The organism is Leifsonia aquatica, assembly GCF_014190775.1.
Taxonomy (GTDB): Bacteria; Actinomycetota; Actinomycetes; order Actinomycetales; family Microbacteriaceae; genus Leifsonia; species Leifsonia aquatica.
In genome coordinates, this window is sequence record NZ_JACHVP010000002.1 from 381,697 (window position 1) to 400,065 (window position 18,369).

At 71.8% G+C, this 18,369-nt stretch carries 21 protein-coding genes; 16 read left to right on the forward strand and 5 right to left on the reverse strand.

What is annotated here, in order from left to right; translation table 11 throughout:
- Window positions 1-22 precede the first annotated feature (22 nt).
- On the reverse strand, window positions 23-436 hold the full coding sequence (locus FHX33_RS11740) for a DUF4383 domain-containing protein (RefSeq protein ID WP_021757536.1): 414 nt from the start codon (window positions 434-436) through the stop codon (window positions 23-25).
- 155 nt (window positions 437-591) lie between these two features.
- Here FHX33_RS11740 and FHX33_RS11745 point away from each other — a divergent pair, with 155 nt between their 5' ends.
- Window positions 592-1,869, forward strand: a complete 1,278-nt coding sequence (locus FHX33_RS11745; RefSeq protein ID WP_021757534.1) for a serine hydrolase domain-containing protein — start codon at window positions 592-594, stop codon at window positions 1,867-1,869.
- A gap of 17 nt (window positions 1,870-1,886) precedes the next feature.
- On the opposite strand, the gene fliW is transcribed toward FHX33_RS11745, so the two are convergent.
- From fliW to flgN, 4 genes are read right to left on the reverse strand one after another with little or no spacing between them, the layout of a single operon-like run.
- On the reverse strand, window positions 1,887-2,270 hold the full coding sequence (gene fliW / locus FHX33_RS11750; protein WP_021757531.1) for a flagellar assembly protein FliW: 384 nt from the start codon (window positions 2,268-2,270) through the stop codon (window positions 1,887-1,889).
- Window positions 2,267-3,151 carry a flagellar hook-associated protein FlgL gene (flgL, locus tag FHX33_RS11755; RefSeq protein WP_039920935.1) on the reverse strand — a complete coding sequence of 295 codons (885 nt, stop codon included), beginning with the start codon at window positions 3,149-3,151 and terminating at the stop codon, window positions 2,267-2,269. Before flgL ends, fliW begins: the two co-directional genes overlap by 4 nt.
- 3 nt (window positions 3,152-3,154) lie before the next feature.
- Window positions 3,155-4,579 (reverse strand): flagellar hook-associated protein FlgK, encoded by a 1,425-nt coding sequence (gene flgK, locus FHX33_RS11760; RefSeq protein WP_021757528.1) that lies wholly within the window; start codon window positions 4,577-4,579, stop codon window positions 3,155-3,157.
- 4 nt (window positions 4,580-4,583) lie between these two features.
- Window positions 4,584-5,075, reverse strand: coding sequence for a flagellar export chaperone FlgN (gene flgN, locus FHX33_RS11765; protein WP_021757526.1), 492 nt, complete (start codon window positions 5,073-5,075; stop codon window positions 4,584-4,586).
- A 421-nt stretch (window positions 5,076-5,496) separates the two neighbouring features.
- Between flgN and FHX33_RS11770 the strand changes: the two genes are divergently transcribed.
- The 15 genes from FHX33_RS11770 (at window position 5,497) to FHX33_RS22140 (ending at window position 18,362) form a co-directional block, all read left to right on the forward strand.
- Window positions 5,497-6,321, forward strand: a complete 825-nt coding sequence (locus tag FHX33_RS11770) for a sigma-70 family RNA polymerase sigma factor (protein WP_179700712.1) — start codon at window positions 5,497-5,499, stop codon at window positions 6,319-6,321.
- Between the two features lie 117 nt (window positions 6,322-6,438).
- Window positions 6,439-7,272, forward strand: a complete 834-nt coding sequence (locus tag FHX33_RS11775; RefSeq protein WP_021762908.1) for a flagellin N-terminal helical domain-containing protein — start codon at window positions 6,439-6,441, stop codon at window positions 7,270-7,272.
- A gap of 148 nt (window positions 7,273-7,420) precedes the next feature.
- On the forward strand, window positions 7,421-8,803 hold the full coding sequence (gene fliD / locus FHX33_RS11780; protein WP_039922147.1) for a flagellar filament capping protein FliD: 1,383 nt from the start codon (window positions 7,421-7,423) through the stop codon (window positions 8,801-8,803).
- A complete protein-coding gene (gene fliS, locus FHX33_RS11785) occupies window positions 8,803-9,231 on the forward strand; it encodes a flagellar export chaperone FliS (RefSeq protein WP_183428537.1) in 429 nt (142 codons plus the stop codon). Before fliD ends, fliS begins: the two co-directional genes overlap by 1 nt.
- Complete coding sequence (locus FHX33_RS11790; protein ID WP_246397259.1) at window positions 9,221-9,547, forward strand: hypothetical protein; 327 nt, start codon at window positions 9,221-9,223, stop codon at window positions 9,545-9,547. The genes fliS and FHX33_RS11790 overlap by 11 nt, the downstream gene beginning before the upstream one ends.
- A gap of 551 nt (window positions 9,548-10,098) precedes the next feature.
- On the forward strand, window positions 10,099-10,440 hold the full coding sequence (locus FHX33_RS11795; RefSeq protein ID WP_021763781.1) for a flagellar basal body rod protein FlgB: 342 nt from the start codon (window positions 10,099-10,101) through the stop codon (window positions 10,438-10,440).
- 14 nt (window positions 10,441-10,454) lie between these two features.
- On the forward strand, window positions 10,455-10,847 hold the full coding sequence (locus FHX33_RS11800) for a flagellar basal body rod protein FlgC (protein ID WP_021763782.1): 393 nt from the start codon (window positions 10,455-10,457) through the stop codon (window positions 10,845-10,847).
- Window positions 10,847-11,158: a flagellar hook-basal body complex protein FliE gene (fliE, locus tag FHX33_RS11805; RefSeq protein WP_021763783.1), complete on the forward strand. Its 312-nt coding sequence runs from the start codon at window positions 10,847-10,849 to the stop codon at window positions 11,156-11,158. The genes FHX33_RS11800 and fliE overlap by 1 nt, the downstream gene beginning before the upstream one ends.
- Entirely contained in the window at window positions 11,158-12,744 is a 1,587-nt protein-coding gene (gene fliF / locus FHX33_RS11810) for a flagellar basal-body MS-ring/collar protein FliF (protein ID WP_021763784.1), read from the forward strand. Before fliE ends, fliF begins: the two co-directional genes overlap by 1 nt.
- Window positions 12,741-13,718 carry a flagellar motor switch protein FliG gene (gene fliG, locus FHX33_RS11815; protein ID WP_183428538.1) on the forward strand — a complete coding sequence of 326 codons (978 nt, stop codon included), beginning with the start codon at window positions 12,741-12,743 and terminating at the stop codon, window positions 13,716-13,718. Before fliF ends, fliG begins: the two co-directional genes overlap by 4 nt.
- Window positions 13,708-14,367 (forward strand): FliH/SctL family protein, encoded by a 660-nt coding sequence (locus FHX33_RS11820; protein ID WP_183428539.1) that lies wholly within the window; start codon window positions 13,708-13,710, stop codon window positions 14,365-14,367. The genes fliG and FHX33_RS11820 overlap by 11 nt, the downstream gene beginning before the upstream one ends.
- The gene (locus FHX33_RS11825) at window positions 14,364-15,677 is read left to right on the forward strand and encodes a FliI/YscN family ATPase (RefSeq protein ID WP_183428540.1); all 1,314 of its coding nucleotides are present in this window, start codon (window positions 14,364-14,366) and stop codon (window positions 15,675-15,677) included. Before FHX33_RS11820 ends, FHX33_RS11825 begins: the two co-directional genes overlap by 4 nt.
- Window positions 15,677-16,123 (forward strand): hypothetical protein, encoded by a 447-nt coding sequence (locus FHX33_RS11830; RefSeq protein ID WP_179700719.1) that lies wholly within the window; start codon window positions 15,677-15,679, stop codon window positions 16,121-16,123. Before FHX33_RS11825 ends, FHX33_RS11830 begins: the two co-directional genes overlap by 1 nt.
- Window positions 16,120-16,782 (forward strand): C40 family peptidase, encoded by a 663-nt coding sequence (locus tag FHX33_RS11835; RefSeq protein ID WP_021765331.1) that lies wholly within the window; start codon window positions 16,120-16,122, stop codon window positions 16,780-16,782. Before FHX33_RS11830 ends, FHX33_RS11835 begins: the two co-directional genes overlap by 4 nt.
- Window positions 16,779-18,362 (forward strand): flagellar hook-length control protein FliK, encoded by a 1,584-nt coding sequence (locus FHX33_RS22140; RefSeq protein ID WP_183428541.1) that lies wholly within the window; start codon window positions 16,779-16,781, stop codon window positions 18,360-18,362. The genes FHX33_RS11835 and FHX33_RS22140 overlap by 4 nt, the downstream gene beginning before the upstream one ends.
- Window positions 18,363-18,369: the final 7 nt, after the last annotated feature.

The following is an 18,369-nucleotide window of genomic DNA, read 5'->3' on the forward strand; positions in this document are numbered from 1 at the left end:
AAGGGAGCCGTGGCCATGTCGGTCAGACGGCTGCCGGAGTGGAGCGCACGGTCCGCTCGGCACCGAGACCGACACCGAGGAGCACGATCGCGCTCGCCAAGTGGAGGAAGTGGTCGGGAGTGTTGAGCGCGAGGATGTTCGCGCCCGTCCCGACCAGGAAGAAGCCGACGATGCCGAGTAGCAGGTAGACGGCGCCGACGGTCGTGTTGACCGCCTTCGCGGCTGCGGCCCGGGTGAGGCCGGCGATGAGCAGCGCCGCACCGATCAGCAGGTGGGCGATGTTGTGGAGCGGGTTGACCTCGAAGATGCCGAGGAGCAGCCCACCCTTGGTGGCCACGAAGCCGACGCCGCCGGTGAAGGCGAAGCCGAGCAGGCCGACGAGCAGGTAGACGGCGCCGAAGATGGTGGCGACGAGACGGTTCGGTGATGTGCGCATGGTTCGTTCCTCCTTGGACGGCGCACGGTTGCGCGCCTCATCTGGTCTTCGCAGCACGCACGGAATCGGATTGGCGGACCGGCCGGACGGCTCTTCGCGCCCTCTCGTGCCCGGGCTAGAATCCGTACGACAGCACCACGACGACGGGGGAGTCCATGCGCGGAGCGAACCGGATCGGACGGGCCGTCCTCGCGGCCGCGGCCGGGATGCTCCTGCTCGCCGTGGCAGGCTGCACCTCGTCCGCCGCGACCGATCTGCCCACGCAGCGACCGGGCGGATTCAACGCCGATGTGCAGAAGCGACTGGACGGCGCCCTCACGGACGCCATGACCCTCGCCGACGCGTCGGCCGGGTTCGCCGGGGTGTGGGCTCCCTGGGCCGGCAGCTGGACGGCCGCCACCGGCACGACGACCCGCGGCGGCACGAAGCCCGTCACCGAGGCCATGACCTTCCGCGTCGGGCAGAACACCGTCCCGATGACGTGCTCGGTCCTCCTCGATCTGGTGGATGACGGCACGATGGGCCTCGACGACCCGCTGACCAAATGGGTGCCCGGCCTGGTCGGTGTCGAAGGCGTCACCATGCGGGAGCTCTGCCAGGGGACCTCCGGCCTCGGGGACTATTCCGCCCAGCTGAGCAGCCGCATGCTGATGAACCCGACCCGGCAGTGGCCGCCACTCGAGCTGGCGAGCGAGGGCATCGCCGCTCCGCGGACCGGCAAGCCGGGCGAGAACTACTCCCCCGCCCGCACCAACGCCGTGCTCGTCGGCATGGCCGTGCGCAACGCCGCGGGCAGCGATTGGCCCGACCTCTACGAGTCGCATGTCTTCGGGCCGCTCGGGATGGACGCGAGCGCCCTGCCCGCCTCCTCCATCCTCGCCGTCCCCGGGCCGCATCCCGCCGGGTACGCCGCCGGCGTCGACGGCGCGGGAGCGGTGGTCTGCGAGCCGATGCGCGACGTCTCGCACCTCTCTCCGTCGATGGGCTGGACCGCCGGCGGCGTCGTCTCGAACCTCCACGACCTGAAGGCGTTCAGCGAGGCGCTCGCGACAGGCTCGCTGCGCGGCGACAAGACGGCCGACGCCCAGATGAAGGGCGTGGCGAGCGGAGCCTCCTGGCAGAAGCAGGGGCTCGGCGTGCAGCTGCTCGGACCGCTGCGCGGTAGCAGCGGGGCCATCCCGGGCTATCTGTCGGCGATGTACACGGACCCGGCCTCGGGCCTCACGGTCGTCGTCGCACTGAACAACTCGACACCGGGCGCCGGGTTCGCCCAGGCGCTGGCGCAACGGCTCTCGTCCATCGTCTCCAAGGTCCCGGCCGCGGCGAAGGGGACCAAGGTCGTCGACGCGCTCCCCTGGTCGGAGGCGCAGACGGTGGACGCGATGACGAAGTCGGCGCCGTGCCCGGCGAAGGCGCCGGAAGCGGGCAAGTAGGAGCGGTCGCCCGTCGCTCAGGCGCCCGCGAGGGCGGCCAGCTCGGCGCGTACGGGGAACGCGTCGTCGTCGAGCACGAGCTGCACGGCGGCGCCGGTCTCGCGGTTCACGACGATCGGCGCGAGCAGGTTGACGGTGCTGCCCTGCTGCGACGGGGTCACGACGACCAGGAGCAGTGCCTGCTCCTGGGCCGCGATGCCCAGGTCGACGGCGCGGTCGTCGGGCAGCTCCGGCGAGTAGCCAGGGAGGTGGCGCTCCGCGTCGATCGTGAAGAGCCGGATCTCCGGGCGCTCGGTCGAGGCCAGCGTGTAGAGACCCGCGGCTCCGTCGACGGGGGTCAGCTCGAACGCGGCGAGCGGTTCCAGGCCGGGAGGCGGCGTGACGAACGCGACCGCGCTCATCGGAGGAAGTCCATCAGCGTCGGCTGCAGCACGCGGGCCGTGACGGCGATCGCGGTCTGGTAGTTGACGTCCTGCGTCTTGAGGTCGAGGAGCACCTTGCTCAGGTCGACGTCCTCGAGGCTCGAGCGCTGCGCCTCCAGCGCGTTCGCACCGACGGCGAGGGTGTCCTTCGCCTTGTCGAGGCGCGTCTGCCGACCGCCGATCTCCGCGTGCTCTCCCACGATCGCCTTCATCCTGTCGTCGATCCCGCCCAGGCGGGGGCCGACGTTCACCCCCGTCCGCAGATCGTTCGAGATGCCGTCGATCAGGGCGAACACCGAGCCGGAGCCGGTTCCGAAGACCGCGGCGCCGTCCGCATCCACCCGCACCGTCGTGTCCGGGCCGATCCTGCGCTCCACTGTACTTCCCGCCGCTCCGGTGAAGGAGTAGTCGGGCTGGAAGGCGACGCCGGCGTCGGAGTTGCCGGCGAAGACGGTGCGGCCGAGGTAGGTGGTGTTCGCCAGCGAGAGCAGCGACTTCTTGAGGCCGTCGAGCTCGGTCGCGATGGCCTCCTTGGCCTCCCCCGACAGCGATCCGTCGTTCGCGCCGGTTACGGTGAGGTCGCGCACGCGGCGCATGATGCTCTCGACCGAGGTGAGCGTGGAGTCGGCGGTGGTGAGCCAGGCGTCGCCGTTGTCGACGTTGCGCTGGTACTGCGCCGTCGCGGCCTGGTCGGCCCGCACGCCGAGCGCGCTCGCCGTGGCCGTCGGGTCGTCCGACGGTTTGGTGATCTGCTGGCGGCTGGTCGCCTGGTCGTAGAGCTGCGCCTGACGTTGCAGGCTCAGCTGCAGGTTGCGCTGCGCGGTGAGCGTCTGCGTGGCGTTCGTCACACGGGTGAACACGGATTACCTCCCGACCAGTCCGGTGTGGTTGATGAGCACGTCGAGCGCCTCGTCCACAGCCGTCATCACGCGTGCCGCACCCTGGTAGGCGTGCTGGAACGCGAGCATGTTCATGTTCTCCTCGTCGAGGTCGACGGAGGAGTTGGCCAGCAGCGCACTGGTGGCCGAGCTCGCGGAGAGCGCGGCCAGGTCGCCCTGCTGCTGCGCGACCTTGCTCGCGACGCCGATGCGCACCACGAACGCGGACCACTGCTTGTCGACGGCGTTCGTGCCGGTGCCGAGCTTCGCGATCGCGTCGGCGACGCTCCCGTCGCTGCCGCCGGCTCCCGCCGTCCCCGTGGCGATCTGCGAGACATCCGTCGGCACGACCGAGAGCCCGAGAGCCGCGGGTTTGCTCGCGTCGATGGCGAAGAAGTCGAGGCCGGTCGCGCCGGAGCTCGTCGCGCCGGTGCGGTGGATGTCGTTGACGCGCTGGGCGATCGTCACAGCGAAGCTGTTGTAGCCGGCGGCGGCCTCGGCGAGCACTCCTCCGGTGCCGGACGCGTCGGCGGGGGCGAGTGTCGAGACCGCTCCCGCGATCGAGCCGCCCTCCATCGCGATCGCGACGCCGGGCCGGTACGACCACTCCAGCCGCAGCGGGTCACCGGCCGCGTCGCTCATCCGCTGCGCACCGGCCAGAGCGACGGTCTTCGCTTCGGTGCCCTGCACCAGCGCGTTCCCGGCGACCAGCACGTCCACGGTCCCGTCCTCGTTGGCCCGGACCACTCCCCCCGCCAGCGAGGCGATCTTCGTGGTCAGGGTGTCCCGCTGGTCCATCAACTCGTTGGCCGAGTCGCCTGCGGCCAGAGCCGACCGGATGCGGCCGTTGAGCTCGGCGACGGCGCTCGCCGCGGAGTTCAGGTCGTCGACCATCCCGCTCGCCTGCGTGCGCAGCGCCGTCCACTGGTCGTCGACCGCCTGGTACCCCTGTGCGATCTGAGTGACGAGGCTGCCGGCCTGGCCGAGCAGCACCCCCGCTGGGGCCTGCTCGCCCGCCTGGTTGGAGACATCGCCCCACGCCGACCAGAACTTCTGGAGCTGGGCGGAGATGCCGTTGGTTCCCGGCTCGTTGAGCGAGGACTCGAGGGTGGCCAGCGCCTGGGCCCGGGTGCCGGAATAGCCGGCCACGGCGGACGTCGTGCGAACTCGCGAACTCAGCGCGGCGTCGTCGAGCCGCTGCACGCCGCCGACGAACACGCCCTGGCCGGGCTTCACGCCCCCGCTGAACAGGCCGGTCGATCCGAGCGGCGCGACGGCCGTGGTCGAGACCCGCTGGCGGGTGTAGCCGGCGGTGTTCGCGTTGACCAGGTTCTGCCCGACGACGTCGAGGCCCGCCTTGGCGGCGACGAGGCCGGTGTACGCGGTGTTCAGACCGCTGAAGGTGCTCATCCCTCTACGCCTCCGTGTCGAAGAATCGTGCGCCGCCGTCGCCGGACCGGCTCTCGCCCGCCGACCCGTACAGACCGGGGTCGCCCGCGGCGGAGAGGCCGCTCAGCGTCTCCTGGGTGGAGCGGGAGGCCTCGCGCAACAGGCGCTCGTTGATGTCGCGCACCTCGGCGATCTGGCCGGTCAGCTCGGTCATCGCCGCCAGGTGGGAGCCGAAGATGTCGGACCAGATGCCGTCCGGCGCCGCCGTGGCGAGCTCCCGCAGGGTCGCGTCCGGCCCGAGACCCCAGCCCTCGGCCACCTCGGCGACCTCGACGGTGCGGGTCAGACCGACGACGCGCATCCGCTCCATGACCTGCTCGACCTCACGGGTGGCGTGGGAGATCCAGCGCGACTTGCCGGCGACGAGCAGGAGCTGCTCCTCCTCCAGCTTGAACAGCAGCAGTTCCAGGAGCTCGCGCTCCTTCCAGAGCTGCGCGGACAGTTCGCTCGCGGCCATGTCGCTCCTGACTTCCTCGTGAGTCGTTGTGCGCACGCGGTCCCCTCGGGTGACGAGACGACGGACGGAATGCCCGTCGACACAAGGGACAATCGGCACCGGTGGCCTCGATGTTAGGGGCGGGAGGCTGCGAATACCCTCAGTGCGGAGCGCCGATCCACAGCATCCCCTTATCAGGTTCACAGGTCGTATCCGTGGATGTGAGTATTCCCATTTTTGGGGGTGCGCTCTGCCCTGTAGTGGGGGCATCGGAGGCGCGACCGGAGTGCGTCCGCGTTGTTACCGTGAACACGGAAGACCCCTAGCACCCGCTCGGCACCCGACCCAGCCCGAGCATCAACAGCACCGCCCGAGTACCCGTTCCGCCCGATCCTGGAGGGCCGGATTCGTGGTACCCGTCCGATGAAGAGGGGTCGCACGCGTGAACCGCAACGAACGAAACGCGCTCGTCGTAGACAACCTGCCACTGGTGGGGTACCTGGTCTCCGACCTGGTCTCGCGCGCCACGCACCTGTCCAGAGACGACCTGGCCTCGGCGGGCTCCCTCGCTCTGGTGACCGCCGCCGACGCGTACGACGCATCGACCGGCGTCCCGTTCGGCGCATACGCCCGCACCCGCATCCTCGGCGCCCTCGCCGACGAGCTGCGCGCGAGCGACTGGGCGACCCGCTCGGCGCGCAAGCGCATCAAGGAGACGGTCGCGGTGCGCGAGAGCCTCACGGCCGCCCTCGGCCGCACGCCCACCGTCGAGGAGATCGCCGACGCGCTCGGCGTCGACCGCCAGACGGCCGCGGCCGGCCTCGCCGACGCCGCACGCACCGTCACCGCCCTCGACGAGACCATCGAGCCGCTGCTCGTCTCCGACACCGTCGGGCCGGAGGAATCGCTCATGACGGGCGAGCGCACCGCCTACGTGCGCGCCGCCGTCGCCGCCCTCCCCGACCGGATGCGCTCCATCGTGGAGGCCATCTACTTCGACGACCGCACGGTCACCGAGATCGCGGAGGAGCTCGGGATCACCCACTCCGCCGTCTCGCAGCAGCGCTCGGAGGCCATCCGGCTGATGCGCGAGGGCATGGCGACGCACTACGCCGACGAAGGCGACCCCGAGGTCATCGAGGCCAAGACCTCCCAGGCCCGCCGCAGCGCCTACCTGGCCCGGCTGGCGCAGCATGCCGTCGCGCACCTCGGCGCCCACCCGGCGCCGCTCTCCCCCACTTCACCCACGTCCGTCCGCGCCTCCTGACGGCACCGCCCGCCTGCGCGGGCAGGTGCCTAACGGAGCCGACGGGACGGTCGATAGAAGGGTTTGCGGACCACGGATGGGCCGCGAACATCAAGCCCGGATCATGGAGGAAACATCATGGGTATGCAGATCAACACCAACATCGCGGCCAACAACGCCTACCGCAACCTGAACAACACGCAGAGCGACCTCTCGAAGTCGCTCGAGAAGCTGTCCAGCGGCCTCCGCATCAACCGTGCGGCGGACGACGCGGCGGGCCTGGCCATCTCGGAGGGCCTGAAGTCGCAGGTCGGCGGCATCACCGTCGCCGCCCGCAACGCTCAGGACGGCATCAGCGTCGTGCAGACCGCTGAAGGCCAGCTGACCGAGGTCCACTCGATCCTGCAGCGCGTGCGCGACCTGGCCGTCCAGGCCGGCAGCGACTCGAATAACGCCGACTCGCGCGGCGCCATCAAGACCGAGGTGGACCAGCTCCAGAAGGAGCTCACCCGTATCTCGGGCAGCGCCAACTTCAACGGCATCAAGCTGCTCGACGGCTCCAACGCGACGCTGACCTTCCAGGTCGGCGCCGGCGACGTCGCGGCGAACGACCAGATCTCGGTCGACCTGTCCGGTGCGAACGTCGCGGACGTCGCCACGGCGGTCGGCACGCTGACGTTCGACTCGGCGGCCAACGCCCTGACCTCGATCACGGCTCTCGACACGCAGATCAAGAACGTGTCGACCGCCCGCGCCAGCCTGGGTGCCGTGCAGAACCGCTTCGAGAGCGCGATCCGCAGCCTCAACGTCTCCAAGGAGAACCTGTCGGCTGCGTCGTCCCGCATCACCGACACCGACATGGCGGAGGAGATGGTGAAGTACACCCGCTCCAACATCCTGTCGCAGGCCGGTACCGCGATGCTCGCCCAGGCCAACCAGTCCGGCCAGGGCGTTCTGCAGCTGCTCCGCTAGTCGACGGGCTAGCGCGCTAGCCCCCGTCGAGCCGCAGTGAAGGCGGCCGGGATGCGATGCCCCAAAGCGCATCCCGGCCGCCGCACCGCTCCACCAGCACCACCACCAGCAGCACCAGCCACCGCCGTCCAGCAGGGAGGGATCACCGATGGGAATGGCCGTCGACGGTCTGATCAGTGGTCTGAACACCACGGATCTGATCAACCAGCTCATGCAGGCGGAGGCCGTTCCGCAGACGCTGCTGAAGAACAAGGTCACCGACTCCACCACCTACATCACGGCGATGCAGTCGCTGAACACCAAGGTGGCGGCCCTCGCCGATCTGGCGGGCACGACCGCCAAGCCGGCGGCGAGCGACCTCCACACCGCCACCTCGAGCTCAGACAAGGTCGTCGTGACCGCGGGCACCGGAGCGGTGGACGGCACCATCGACTTCACCGTCGACACGGTGGCGCAGTCGCAGGTCACCGTGACCGGCCCGCTCACACAGTGGCCGGACGAGCCGCCCGTGCTCACGTTCGTCGCCGCCGACGGAACGATGAAGCAGGTCACCGCCAGCAGCTCGTCGCTCGCCGACGTCGCCGCGGCGATCAACAAGGCCGGTGTCGGCGTCACCGCCACCCGCGTGGCCGCGGGCCTCGACCCGTCGACCGGAGAGAAGCTCTACCGCCTCCAGCTCAGCTCGACGAAGACCGGCGTCGAGGGCTCCTTCACCGCCTACCGCGGATCGACCGCCGACGTCTCGGCCGGCACCGCGTCGAACCTGCTCACCGAGCCCGGGGCCGCCCAGGTCCGCCAGGCGCAGGATGCGCAGATCACGCTGTGGAGCGGCACGGGCGCCGCCCAGGCGGTCACCTCGTCGACCAACACCTTCGCCGACGTCCTGCCCGGCGTCTCGATGACGGTGAGCGCGGCCTCCACGACCCCCGTCACGCTGACCGTCGCGCGGGACGACAAGGCGATCTCGGACGTCGCGAAATCCCTGGTCACGAGCCTCAACGACATCTTCGCGCTGATCGCCAGCAAGCAAGCGGTCAGCACGACCACCGACGCCGCCGGCGGCACCGTCGTCACGGCGGGCACGTTCACCGGCGACTCCACGGTGCGCGACGCCAACCAGAAGCTGCTCGACGCGGCTTCCGCGCCCATCGACGGCGTCTCCCCCTCGACCTACGGCATCTCCATCACCAGCGACGGCAACATGACGTTCGACGCGGACAAGTTCGCGGCGGCGCTCGCCGCGGACCCGGAGAAGGTGAAGGCGGCCGTCGGGGCCGTGGCCCAGCGCGTCGCCGATGCGGCCACTGCGGCGAGCGACAAGTACGACGGTTCGATCACCACGAAGATCACCGGCGAGCAGTCGACCGTCAAGAGCCTCAACTCGCAGATCACGGACTGGGACACGCGTCTCGCCGACCGGCGCAGCAGCCTCGAGAAGACCTACGCGAACCTGGAGGTCAACCTCCAGAAGCTCCAGTCGCAGTCGAACTGGCTGACCGGCCAGCTGGCCTCCCTCTCGACGAGTTCGTGATGACGTTGCTCAACTCCGCCGCCGCCAAGCTCTCCGCCTACAACCGGGACAGCGTGCTCTCGGCCAGCCCCGCGCGGCTGCTGACGATGCTCTACGACCGGCTCGTGCTCGACCTGACGCGCGCCGAGGCGGCCCTGACGGCCGACAACTGGCCGATCGCCTGGGAGAACCTGCGGCACGCCGATCAGATCGTCGCCGAGCTCGCCTCGAGCCTGCGCGTCGACCTGTGGAACGGCGCCGACGGCCTCCTGCAGCTGTACACCTACCTGGCCGAGCTGATCGTCGACGTGACCGTCGAGCGCGACGCCGCCAAGGTGCGGGAGGCGATCGACCTCGTCGAGCCGCTTCGCCAGGCCTGGCACGAGGCCGCCGCGGCGGCCCCGGCCGCCGGTGCGGGTGCGAGCGGGAGCGACCTCGGTGTCGCCTGAGCAGGACTCCCCCGCCGTCGAGGCTGCGGCGGTCGACGCCGCCGGGGCCTGGGCCGACGCGCTCGAGCGGATGGAGGCCGAACTCCACCGCGCGCTCGCGCAGGCCGAGCCCGTGCCGTGGCGTCCGCCGATCGCGCTGGGACCCATCCCGCCCGAGCTGCACGACCGTGCCGCTCGCCTGCTGGAGGCTCAGCTGCACACCATCCGCTACCTCGAGGATGTGCGTCAGACGACGGCGAAGCACCTGGCCGCCGTGAAGTCCGTGCCCCGCACCGAGCCGGGCCCGAGACCGGTGTATTTCGACCTGCTCGGTTGATCGAGTGCGTCGCTTCTGCTCAGATGAGCAGCACGCTTAATCGCCGCTCCGGCCCCGCCGAGCGCACCCCGGGCGTGTCCGCGGCGGTCATCGGCCGTTCACGACCCGTTCACTGGGCGAGGGTGAACCGGGGAGTCCACGACGTCTCCCGCTCCCAGAGTTGTCCACCTGTGGATAACTCTGGGGAGAAGTGGTGGATGGAGGGGCGAAAAGTGTGGAGGACACGCGCGAGATGTGTGGAGACTCAGAACACACAGGAAACCAAAAGGCCAACTGATCAGCAAAAACGCGCGAAAATCGCGTGGATCGAACATCCCTTCGAAACCACAGGCGTGTAATTCACACCCCTGTTGAAGCTGTGGATGACCCTGTGGGTATACCTCTTCCGGAGGGGAAAAATCCACACTTTCCACACCGTGATCCTCCGCGCGAGGACGACTCGCGCACATCTTGCTAACGGCCTCGCCGGAGCGGCCGATAGAGCACGCTGAGCACGGATCGCTCGACGACCAGGCCACGGATGAGCCGCCAGACCTCGATGGAGTGCAGCTGTGCTCGAATCCGTGACCAGTGCCGCCCTCGCGAGCGCCCTCGACGGCCTCGCCGCACGGCAGCGGGCGATCGCCAACAACATCGCCAACGTCAACACCCCCGGCTACACCGCCGAGCGCGTCTCGTTCGAGGACGCGCTGGCGCGCTCCGTGGCCGAGCACGACGGCCACACCACCGCGACGACCGCGCGCTCGCTCGAGCCGACGCGTCTCGACGGCAACAACGTGAACCTCGACACCGAGACCCTCTCCAACGTGGACACCGTCCTGCGCTTCCAGTTCGCCTCCCAGGCGGCCGGCGGCACGTTCACGGCGATCCGCTCCGCGCTGCGGACGAGCTGACAGGAGCACCGGCGATGACATTCGACGCGATCGGGATCGCGGGCACGGGTCTCACCCTGCACCGCAAGTGGCTGGACGCCGTCTCGGACAACCTGGCCAACATCAACACCGCGAAGCCCACCGACGGCGCGGCCTTCCAGGCGCGGTACGTCGTGGCCCAGGAGGGCCAGGGCGTCTCGGGCGCGTACGTCGCGGGTGCCGCCTACGGCAGCGCGGAGGGGCGCATGGTCTACGAGCCGGACAATCCGGTCGCCGACGCCGAGGGCTACGTGCGCTACCCCGACATCGACCTCTCCGAGCAGATGGGCGCCCTCATCATGGCGCAGCGCGGCTACCAGGCGAACGCCGCCGTGGTCGACCGCGCCAAGGAGACCTACCAGGCCGCTCTGCAGATCGGAAAGAACTGATGCCCATCCCTGCGATCTCCGCCATCGGCTCGGTCGACGCGACCAACGCCGCCGCCGCCGCCGCCGTCACCGGCACGGCCGGCAGCGGGGGAGCGGCCTTCGGCGACGCCCTCAGCGGCGCCATCGACAACCTCCAGCAGCTGCAGGGCACGAGCGACAAACTCGCGATCCAGGCCGTCACGGGCAACCTCGACGACATCCACGACGCGACGCTCGCCTCCACCCGCGCCCAGGTCACCCTCGAGCTCGTCGCGGGCGTGCGCAACAAGGCCGTCGACGCGTTCAACGAGATCATGCGGATGCAGGCCTGATGCCCCAGCAGGTGACGAGCTTCTTCCGGCGGATCGGCGACTCGATCCGCGGGTTCTCGCTGGCCCAGCGGGTCATCGCCATCATCGGCGTGGCCGTGCTCGCCCTGGGCATCACGGGGATCGCGATGTGGGCGTCCCAGCCCACGTACACGCCGCTGTTCTCGGGGCTGCAGTCCTCCGACGCCTCAGCGATCGTCGACCAGCTGCGCACCGACGGCGTGCAGTACCAGCTGACCGACGGCGGGGGCACCATCCTGGTCCCGCAGCAGAGCGTGTACGACGAGCGGTTGAAGGCCGCGTCGGCGGGGCTGCCGTCGTCGTCGACCGGGGGATACTCCCTGCTCGACAAGATGGGCGTGACGTCGTCCGAGTTCCAGCAGTCGGTCACCTACAAGCGGGCGATGGAGGGCGAGCTCGGCAACACCATCGCGGCGATGAAGGGTGTGAAGACCGCCTCGGTGCGTCTCGCCATCCCGGAGGAGACGGTCTTCGTCTCCGAGAAGAAGGACCCGACCGCTTCCGTCTTCGTCGAGACGCAGAACGGCGTCACGCTGAGTCAGGACCAGGTCCAGGCGATCGTTCACCTGACCAGCGCGGCCGTCACCGGCATGCAGCCGACCGACGTCGCCGTCATCGACGCGAACGGCACCGTCCTGAGCGCCGTGGGAACCGGCGCCGTCGGGGGAGCGGACAAGCAGGCAGGCGACTACGAGGCGCGGGTGAAGACCGCGGTGCAGGACATGCTCGACAAGGTGGTCGGGCCGGGTAACGCCACGGTCGCGGTCGCCGCCGACGTCAGCAAGGAGTCCGCGCAGCGCACCGAGGAGTCGTACACGACGCCGACCGACGCGCCGTCCCTCAGCGAGACGACGCAGAAGGAGACCTACACCGGGTCGGGCGGATCGGCGGCCGGTGTGCTCGGCCCCGACAACATCGCGGTCCCGGACGGCACGAACGGCAACGGCACGTTCAACTCCGAGTCGGCGACGAAGGACAACGCGGTCGACAAGGTCACCGAGCAGCGCACCATCCCGGCCGGCGCGATCAACCGCCAGACCGTCTCAGTTGCGCTCAACTCCGACGCGGTCGGCAGCGTCAGCACCAACGAGATCCGCAACCTCGTGAACGCTGCCGCCGGCATCGACACCAAGCGCGGCGACTCCGTCAGCGTCGAGATGGTGCCGTTCAGCAAGGCCGGGGCGACGGAGGCCGCCAAGGCGCTGCAGGAGGCGAAGGACGCCGCCGCGGCCGACCAGCTCACCGGCATCATCCGCACCTCCATCATCGCGGCGGCGGTGGTGGCCGCCCTGATCATCGTCATCGCCCTGGTGCGCCGCGGCCGGCGCCGGGCGTCGGAGCAGACGGAGATCGAGGAGGAGTCGCTGGCGTTCGAGGCGTCGCCGTTCCCCATCCCGCTCGAGCAGGCCGCGCCGACCGTGCCGATCCCGCTCGAGGCGCCCGACCCCGACAGCCCCGAGCTGGAGGCCGAGCGCCGCCGATCCGAGATCGAGGCGCTCGCCGAGCGCGACCCGCAGAAGACCGCGGAGTACCTGCGCAGCCTCATGGATGATCGGGCCGGCGTATGACGGACGCGAAGACGCCGCTGACCGGCCCGCAGAAGGTCGCCGTAGTGCTGATGAACATGGATCAGCAGCGCGCGGCCCAGGTGATGAAGCAGTTCTCCGACGAGGAGGCCGACGAGATCACCGCCGAGATCATGCGCCTGCGCCGGGTCGACCCGGGGATCGCCGAGAAGGCGATGACCGAGTTCCACGACCTCGCGGTCGGGCTGCTGGAGGCGTCCTTCGGCGCCGAGCGGGCGACCGGCGTGCTCAACCGTGTCGCGTCCAACATGGCGGGCAAGCAGTTCGAGTTCCTGGACGCGGTCGAGCCGGGCCAGGTGCAGATGCTGCTCGCGGGGGAGCTGCCGCAGACGAGCGCGCTCGTGCTCGCGCACCTGCGCGCCGACCAGGCGTCCCGGGTGCTCAGCGGCCTGGACGAGGCGGCCCGCACCGAGGTCGCGCACTCGATCGCGACGATGGGCTCGCCGAGCCCGGACGCGGTGCGCGTGGTCGCCGACACCCTCAAGCAGCGGGCGAGCGCGGTGGTCGCCTCCCGCACCGCGAGCGACGCCGTGGGCGGTGTGCAGCCCCTCGTCGACATCATCAACCGCTCCGATGCCGCCACCGAGAAGGCGCTGCTCGAGGCGCTCGAACTCCGCGACCCCGAGCTGGCCGAAGAGGTGCGCTCCCGCATGCTGACCTTCGACGACATCGTGCGCCTGGAGGCCCGCGACGTGCAGCAGGTGCTGCGCGGGGTGGATGTCGCCGTGCTCGCGGTGGCCATGAAGGGCGCCCTGCCGGCGGTCGAGGAGATCATCACGGCCAACCTCTCGGAACGCAACCGCGAGGTTCTCGCCGACGAGGTGCGGATGCTCGGCCCGGTGCGCCTGTCGCAGGTGGAGGACGCGCGCGCGGCGATCGTCCGCGCCATCCGCGACCTGGAGGCCACGGGCGTGATCACGGTGCAGCGCGGGGACGAGGACGCGTATGTCGAGTGACACCGCCTTCGCTCCGCTCGCGATCCCCGTGCTGGCGGAGACCGCGCAGGAGCAGGCCGCGCTCGCGTCGGCGCGTTCGCGCGGGTATGCGACCGGATTCGCCGACGGCCGCCGGGCGGCCGCCGAGGAGCAGGCGGCCTGGCTGGCCGCGGCCGACGAGGCGCGGGCTCTGCAGGAGGAGCAGGTGTCGGCGCGCATCGGCGTGCTGGCCCAGGCTCTCCGGGCCGCGGCCGTCGAGCTGCGCGAGGCGACCGTCCCGGTGCTTGCCGAGGTGGAGGATGTGCTGGTCGAGGCCGCTTTCGAACTGGCATCGGCCGTGGTCGGCGATGCCCTGGGCGACCGGGTCGCAGCGGCGCGCGCGGCGGTCGCGCGGGCGCTGTCGGGGGAGACCGCGGGGGAGGTCGCCGTCGTGCGCCTGAACCCGGATGACCTGGCGCTGCTCGTGGAGGCGGAGGCGGAAGCGGAGGAGCAGGCCGCTGCGGACGGGAACGATCGCACGAGCAGCGCTCTCGTCACGGGCATCCCCGCCCCGCGCCTGGTGCCCGACCCCTCGATCGCCCCGGGCGACGCCGTCGGCGAACTGCCGGCAGGCTGGCTCGACGCCCGCATCTCGACCGCTCTGGCGCGAGCCAGGGAGGCGCTCTCATGACCGCGACGCTGCCCCGCTGGGATGTCGCCGTGCGCGAGGCCGCGGCCGAACGCGTCGGCCGCGTCAAGGCCGTCGTCGGGCTCGGCGCCGAGGTCGAAGGGGTCCCCGCGGCCATCGGCGACCTGGTGACGATCGGCGAGGCGCCGGGGGTGCACGCCGAAGTGGTCGCGACGACCGCCGACTCCGCGCGGGTGATGCCGTACGGACGACTCACCGGCATCGCGGCCGGTGCGCCCGTCCGCGCCGTGCGCACGCCGCTGCTCGTCCCGACCGGGCGCGGGATGCTCGGCCGCGTGATCGACGCGCTCGGCCGTCCCGTCGACGGCAAGGGCCCGATCGAGCCGGACGGCTTCGTGCCCCTCGACAACCGCGCCCCGGATGCCATGCGCCGGGCGCGCATCCTGACCCCGCTCGGCCTCGGTGTGCGCGTGCTCGACACGATGGTCAGCGTCGGCCGCGGCCAGCGCCTCGGCCTCTTCGCCGGCTCGGGCGTCGGCAAGTCTTCGCTGCTCTCGATGATCGCGCGCGGCACCGAGGCCGACATCTCCGTCATCGCGCTGGTGGGGGAGCGCGGCCGCGAGGTGCGCGAGTTCCTCGAGGACGACCTGGGGTCCGAGGGCCTCGCCCGCTCGATCGTCGTGGTCGCGACCTCCGACGAGCCGGCGGTCATGCGCCTGCGTGCCGCGTTCGCGGCGACGCGCATCGCCGAGTCGTTCCGCGACCAGGGCGCGGACGTGGTGCTCATGATGGACTCCCTGACCCGTGTCGCGATGGCGCAGCGCGAGATCGGCCTTTCAGCGGGCGAGCCTCCCGCCACCCGGGGCTACCCGCCGTCGACGTTCTCCCTGCTGGCCCAGCTGCTCGAGCGCGCCGGCACCGGCGAGCGTGGCTCGATCACCGGCCTCTACACGGTGCTCGTCGACGGCGACGACCACAACGAGCCGATCGCCGACGCGGCCCGCAGCATCCTCGACGGCCACGTCGTGCTCGACCGGCGGCTCTCGGTCGTCGGGCACTTCCCGTCGGTCGACGTGCTCGGCTCCGTCTCCCGGCTCGCGACGCGCGTGACCTCGTCGGAGCAGCGGCAGGCGGCCACGGCGCTGCGCGCCACGCTCGCGGCCAAGGTCGCCGCACAGGACCTGCTCGACGTCGGCGCCTACAAGCCGGGCACCAACCCGCGGGTGGACGCGGCCGTCGCGAACGAGGACGCGATCAACGCGTTCCTGCGGCAGAGCATCGGCGAGCCCGCACCGGCGGGCGAATCGTGGGCGCGCCTCGGCGCGCTCGTCGCGAGGATGGGAGGGCTCTGATGGCACGCACGTTCCCCCTGGCCGGCCTGCTGCGGCTGCGGCAGATCGAGAAGGACCACGCGGCGAGCGACCTCGCCGCCGCCAACGCGCTGCGCCGCGACGTCGGGGAGCGGCAGGTGCGCGCGATCGCCGCGCTGCACGCCGTGCCCGTCGAGGCGATCGATGCGAGCACGCTGTTCGCGCTCGCCGCGGCCCGCGCCTCCAGCAGGAGCATGCTCGCCGACCTCGACGCCCTGGCGACGAAGGCCGAGGCCGAGGCCGCTGAGGCGCAGGAGGCGTTCACCGAGGCGAAGAAGCGCGCGGTCGGGCTGGAGAAGCTGGAGGCCCGGCACGCGTCCGAGCTCGCCGCGAGCGAGCTGGGCGCCGAGCAGGCGGCCATCGACGAGATCGCGACCGGCGCCTGGCAGCGCGACCGGTCGGCGGACGGACGGAGGAGCGGCGCATGACCGTGACCGATGCGATCGGCCGGATCGCGCAGATCCAGGCCACCCTCGTGCAGCTCGACAGCGTGACGTCGGGGACGGCGACCAGCGCCTCCACCTCGGCCTCGTCGTCGACCGGCGCGACCGACTTCGCCTCCGCCCTCACGCAAGCCCTCGGCGGCGCGAGCTCGGCGACCACGTCGACCGGGGGAGTGACCGGCGCGGACGTCGTCGCCGACGCGAAGAAGTACCTCGGCGTGCCCTACGTCTTCGGCGGCACGAGCGCCTCCGGCCTCGACTGCTCCGGCCTCGTGCAGCGCGTCTTCAAGGACCTCGGCATCGACGTGCCGCGCCTCGTCTCGGGCCAGGGCACGGTCGGCACCGAGGTGCCGTCCCTCGCGCAGGCCCAGCCCGGCGACATCATCGTCTGCAACGGCGGCGAGCACATCGTGATCTACGCGGGCGACGGCAAGGTCATCCACGCTCCCAGCGAGGGCCGCAATGTGAGCCTCGTGGACAACTGGCTCACCGACTCCGACATCGTGACCATCCGGCGTGTGGTGCCGCAAGCGAGCACCGCGGCCACGGCCTCCTCCGCTGCGTCGGCCTCCTCGCTCTCATCGGCGCAGTCGGACGCCCTGCGCTCGCTGTTCACCTCCATGCTGCAGGGGAGCTCGCTGTGAACCCCGCGGCCGTGGGCAGCGCGCCGGCGGCGCCGGCGTCGAGCGCGGCGCCCGCGAAGGGGGCCGGCGCGGGCAAGGCCGGCGGGGACGCTTTCGCAGCGCTCCTCAGCGGAGCGTCGGCCGACCGGGCCGACCGGGCAGATCGCCCGGACCGCGCGGGTTCGGCGCAGCACGCTCGCCCGGCGCGGGATGCGCACGGCGCCCGCGAAGCCCACGCGACTCGGCGCGGCGGGGACGCCCGGGATGCCGCACGCGACCGCGCCGCGGACGACGCGAACGCGGCCACCGACCAGGCCACGGATCCGACAGCGGCCGACGCGGCCGACGCAGCCGACGCGAGCGGTGCGAGTGGTGCGGAGACGGGCGCGGCGACGGCGGCGACTGCGTCGTCTGCGGCGGCGTCCGTGACGCTGCCGGTGCTCCCGGCCGTCGTGCCGGCTCCTTCGATCGTTCCCGCGGCCACGACGCCCGCTGCCTCCGCGGCCGGCGAGCCCGGCACCGGGGACGCGAGCGACGGACTCGTCGCGACGACCACCGTGACCGGTACGGACGCAGCGGCGGGGGCGCCTGCGGCTGCGCAGACGCTGGCCGCTGCGGGCGCCGGGCCGGCCGACCGGTCGGCGCGGCCCGCGCAGAGCGGGGGAGCGGCGGAGCGGTTCGGGACGACCGAAACGCCTGCCGACAGCTCGCCGACGGCGGGCGGGACTACGAGCGCGAACACTGGCGCGTCGCAGGGGCGTGCGACCGAAGCCACCCTGGCCCGTCCGACGGTCACGCCCTCGACCACGATGGATGCCGCCGGTGCCGCTCGGAGCGGCGCGACGGCCGCCCCCGCCACTCCCACGGGCGACGCAGTGGCGACGGCTGCGAGCGGCTCCGGGCGCCCCGACGCGGGTGCGGCCGCCGTCGATCGGGCTGTCGCCGAGACTCCAGCCGTGCGAGTCGAGTCGGCCGCGCACCCGGGGGCGGACGCCGCGCGCGGAGCCGAGCCGCAACCCGCACCGGCCGCCCCGCAACCCGCCCCCGCCGCGTCGTCGCCGACGCTGGCTGCTCCGGTGGCCGCACCACAGCCTCCCGTAGCCGCCGCACCTGCAGCGCCCACCGCCGCACCGGCCCCTGCCGCTCCGCACGCGCAGACGCTCGACGCGCAGCTTGCCCGGCCGGTGTTCACGCTCGCCGCCGCCGGCAAGGGGGAGCACGTCATGACCGTGCACGTGACGCCCGACACGCTCGGCCCTGTCACCGTGCGCGCACACGTCGGCGGCGACGGGGTGCGGGTCGAGCTGTTCGCCCCGACCGACGCCGGGCGCGACGCACTCCGCGCGATCCTGCCCGACCTGCGCCGCGACCTCAACGGTGCCGGGCTGAGCGGGACGCTCGACCTCTCGTCGCAGAACCAGCCGTCGGCGCAGCAGAACGCGTCGCAGCAGGACGGTCGCGACGGCCGCCTGCCCACGCCCCCCGAGACGCCGGGAGGCCGGCCGCGCGCCGGATCCGCGCTCGGCGAGCACCTGTCCGCCTCGCCGGGGCACGCCGCACCCGCGGACGGCCTCGCCCACTCCATCGACCTGATCGTCTGATCGCCCG

Bases quoted from the DNA above. Each gene is read 5' to 3' on its own strand.
- FHX33_RS11740 (WP_021757536.1), bottom strand. From the start codon at position 436: ATGCGCACATCACCGAACCGTCTCGTCGCCACCATCTTCGGCGCCGTC.
- FHX33_RS11745 (WP_021757534.1), top strand. From the start codon at position 592: ATGCGCGGAGCGAACCGGATCGGACGGGCCGTCCTCGCGGCCGCGGCC.
- fliW (WP_021757531.1), bottom strand. From the start codon at position 2,270: ATGAGCGCGGTCGCGTTCGTCACGCCGCCTCCCGGCCTGGAACCGCTC.
- flgK (WP_021757528.1), bottom strand. From the start codon at position 4,579: ATGAGCACCTTCAGCGGTCTGAACACCGCGTACACCGGCCTCGTCGCC.
- flgN (WP_021757526.1), bottom strand. From the start codon at position 5,075: ATGGCCGCGAGCGAACTGTCCGCGCAGCTCTGGAAGGAGCGCGAGCTC.
- FHX33_RS11775 (WP_021762908.1), top strand. From the start codon at position 6,439: ATGGGTATGCAGATCAACACCAACATCGCGGCCAACAACGCCTACCGC.
- fliD (WP_039922147.1), top strand. From the start codon at position 7,421: ATGGGAATGGCCGTCGACGGTCTGATCAGTGGTCTGAACACCACGGAT.
- fliS (WP_183428537.1), top strand. From the start codon at position 8,803: ATGACGTTGCTCAACTCCGCCGCCGCCAAGCTCTCCGCCTACAACCGG.
- FHX33_RS11800 (WP_021763782.1), top strand. From the start codon at position 10,455: ATGACATTCGACGCGATCGGGATCGCGGGCACGGGTCTCACCCTGCAC.
- fliE (WP_021763783.1), top strand. From the start codon at position 10,847: ATGCCCATCCCTGCGATCTCCGCCATCGGCTCGGTCGACGCGACCAAC.
- fliF (WP_021763784.1), top strand. From the start codon at position 11,158: ATGCCCCAGCAGGTGACGAGCTTCTTCCGGCGGATCGGCGACTCGATC.
- fliG (WP_183428538.1), top strand. From the start codon at position 12,741: ATGACGGACGCGAAGACGCCGCTGACCGGCCCGCAGAAGGTCGCCGTA.
- FHX33_RS11820 (WP_183428539.1), top strand. From the start codon at position 13,708: ATGTCGAGTGACACCGCCTTCGCTCCGCTCGCGATCCCCGTGCTGGCG.
- FHX33_RS11825 (WP_183428540.1), top strand. From the start codon at position 14,364: ATGACCGCGACGCTGCCCCGCTGGGATGTCGCCGTGCGCGAGGCCGCG.
- FHX33_RS11830 (WP_179700719.1), top strand. From the start codon at position 15,677: ATGGCACGCACGTTCCCCCTGGCCGGCCTGCTGCGGCTGCGGCAGATC.
- FHX33_RS11835 (WP_021765331.1), top strand. From the start codon at position 16,120: ATGACCGTGACCGATGCGATCGGCCGGATCGCGCAGATCCAGGCCACC.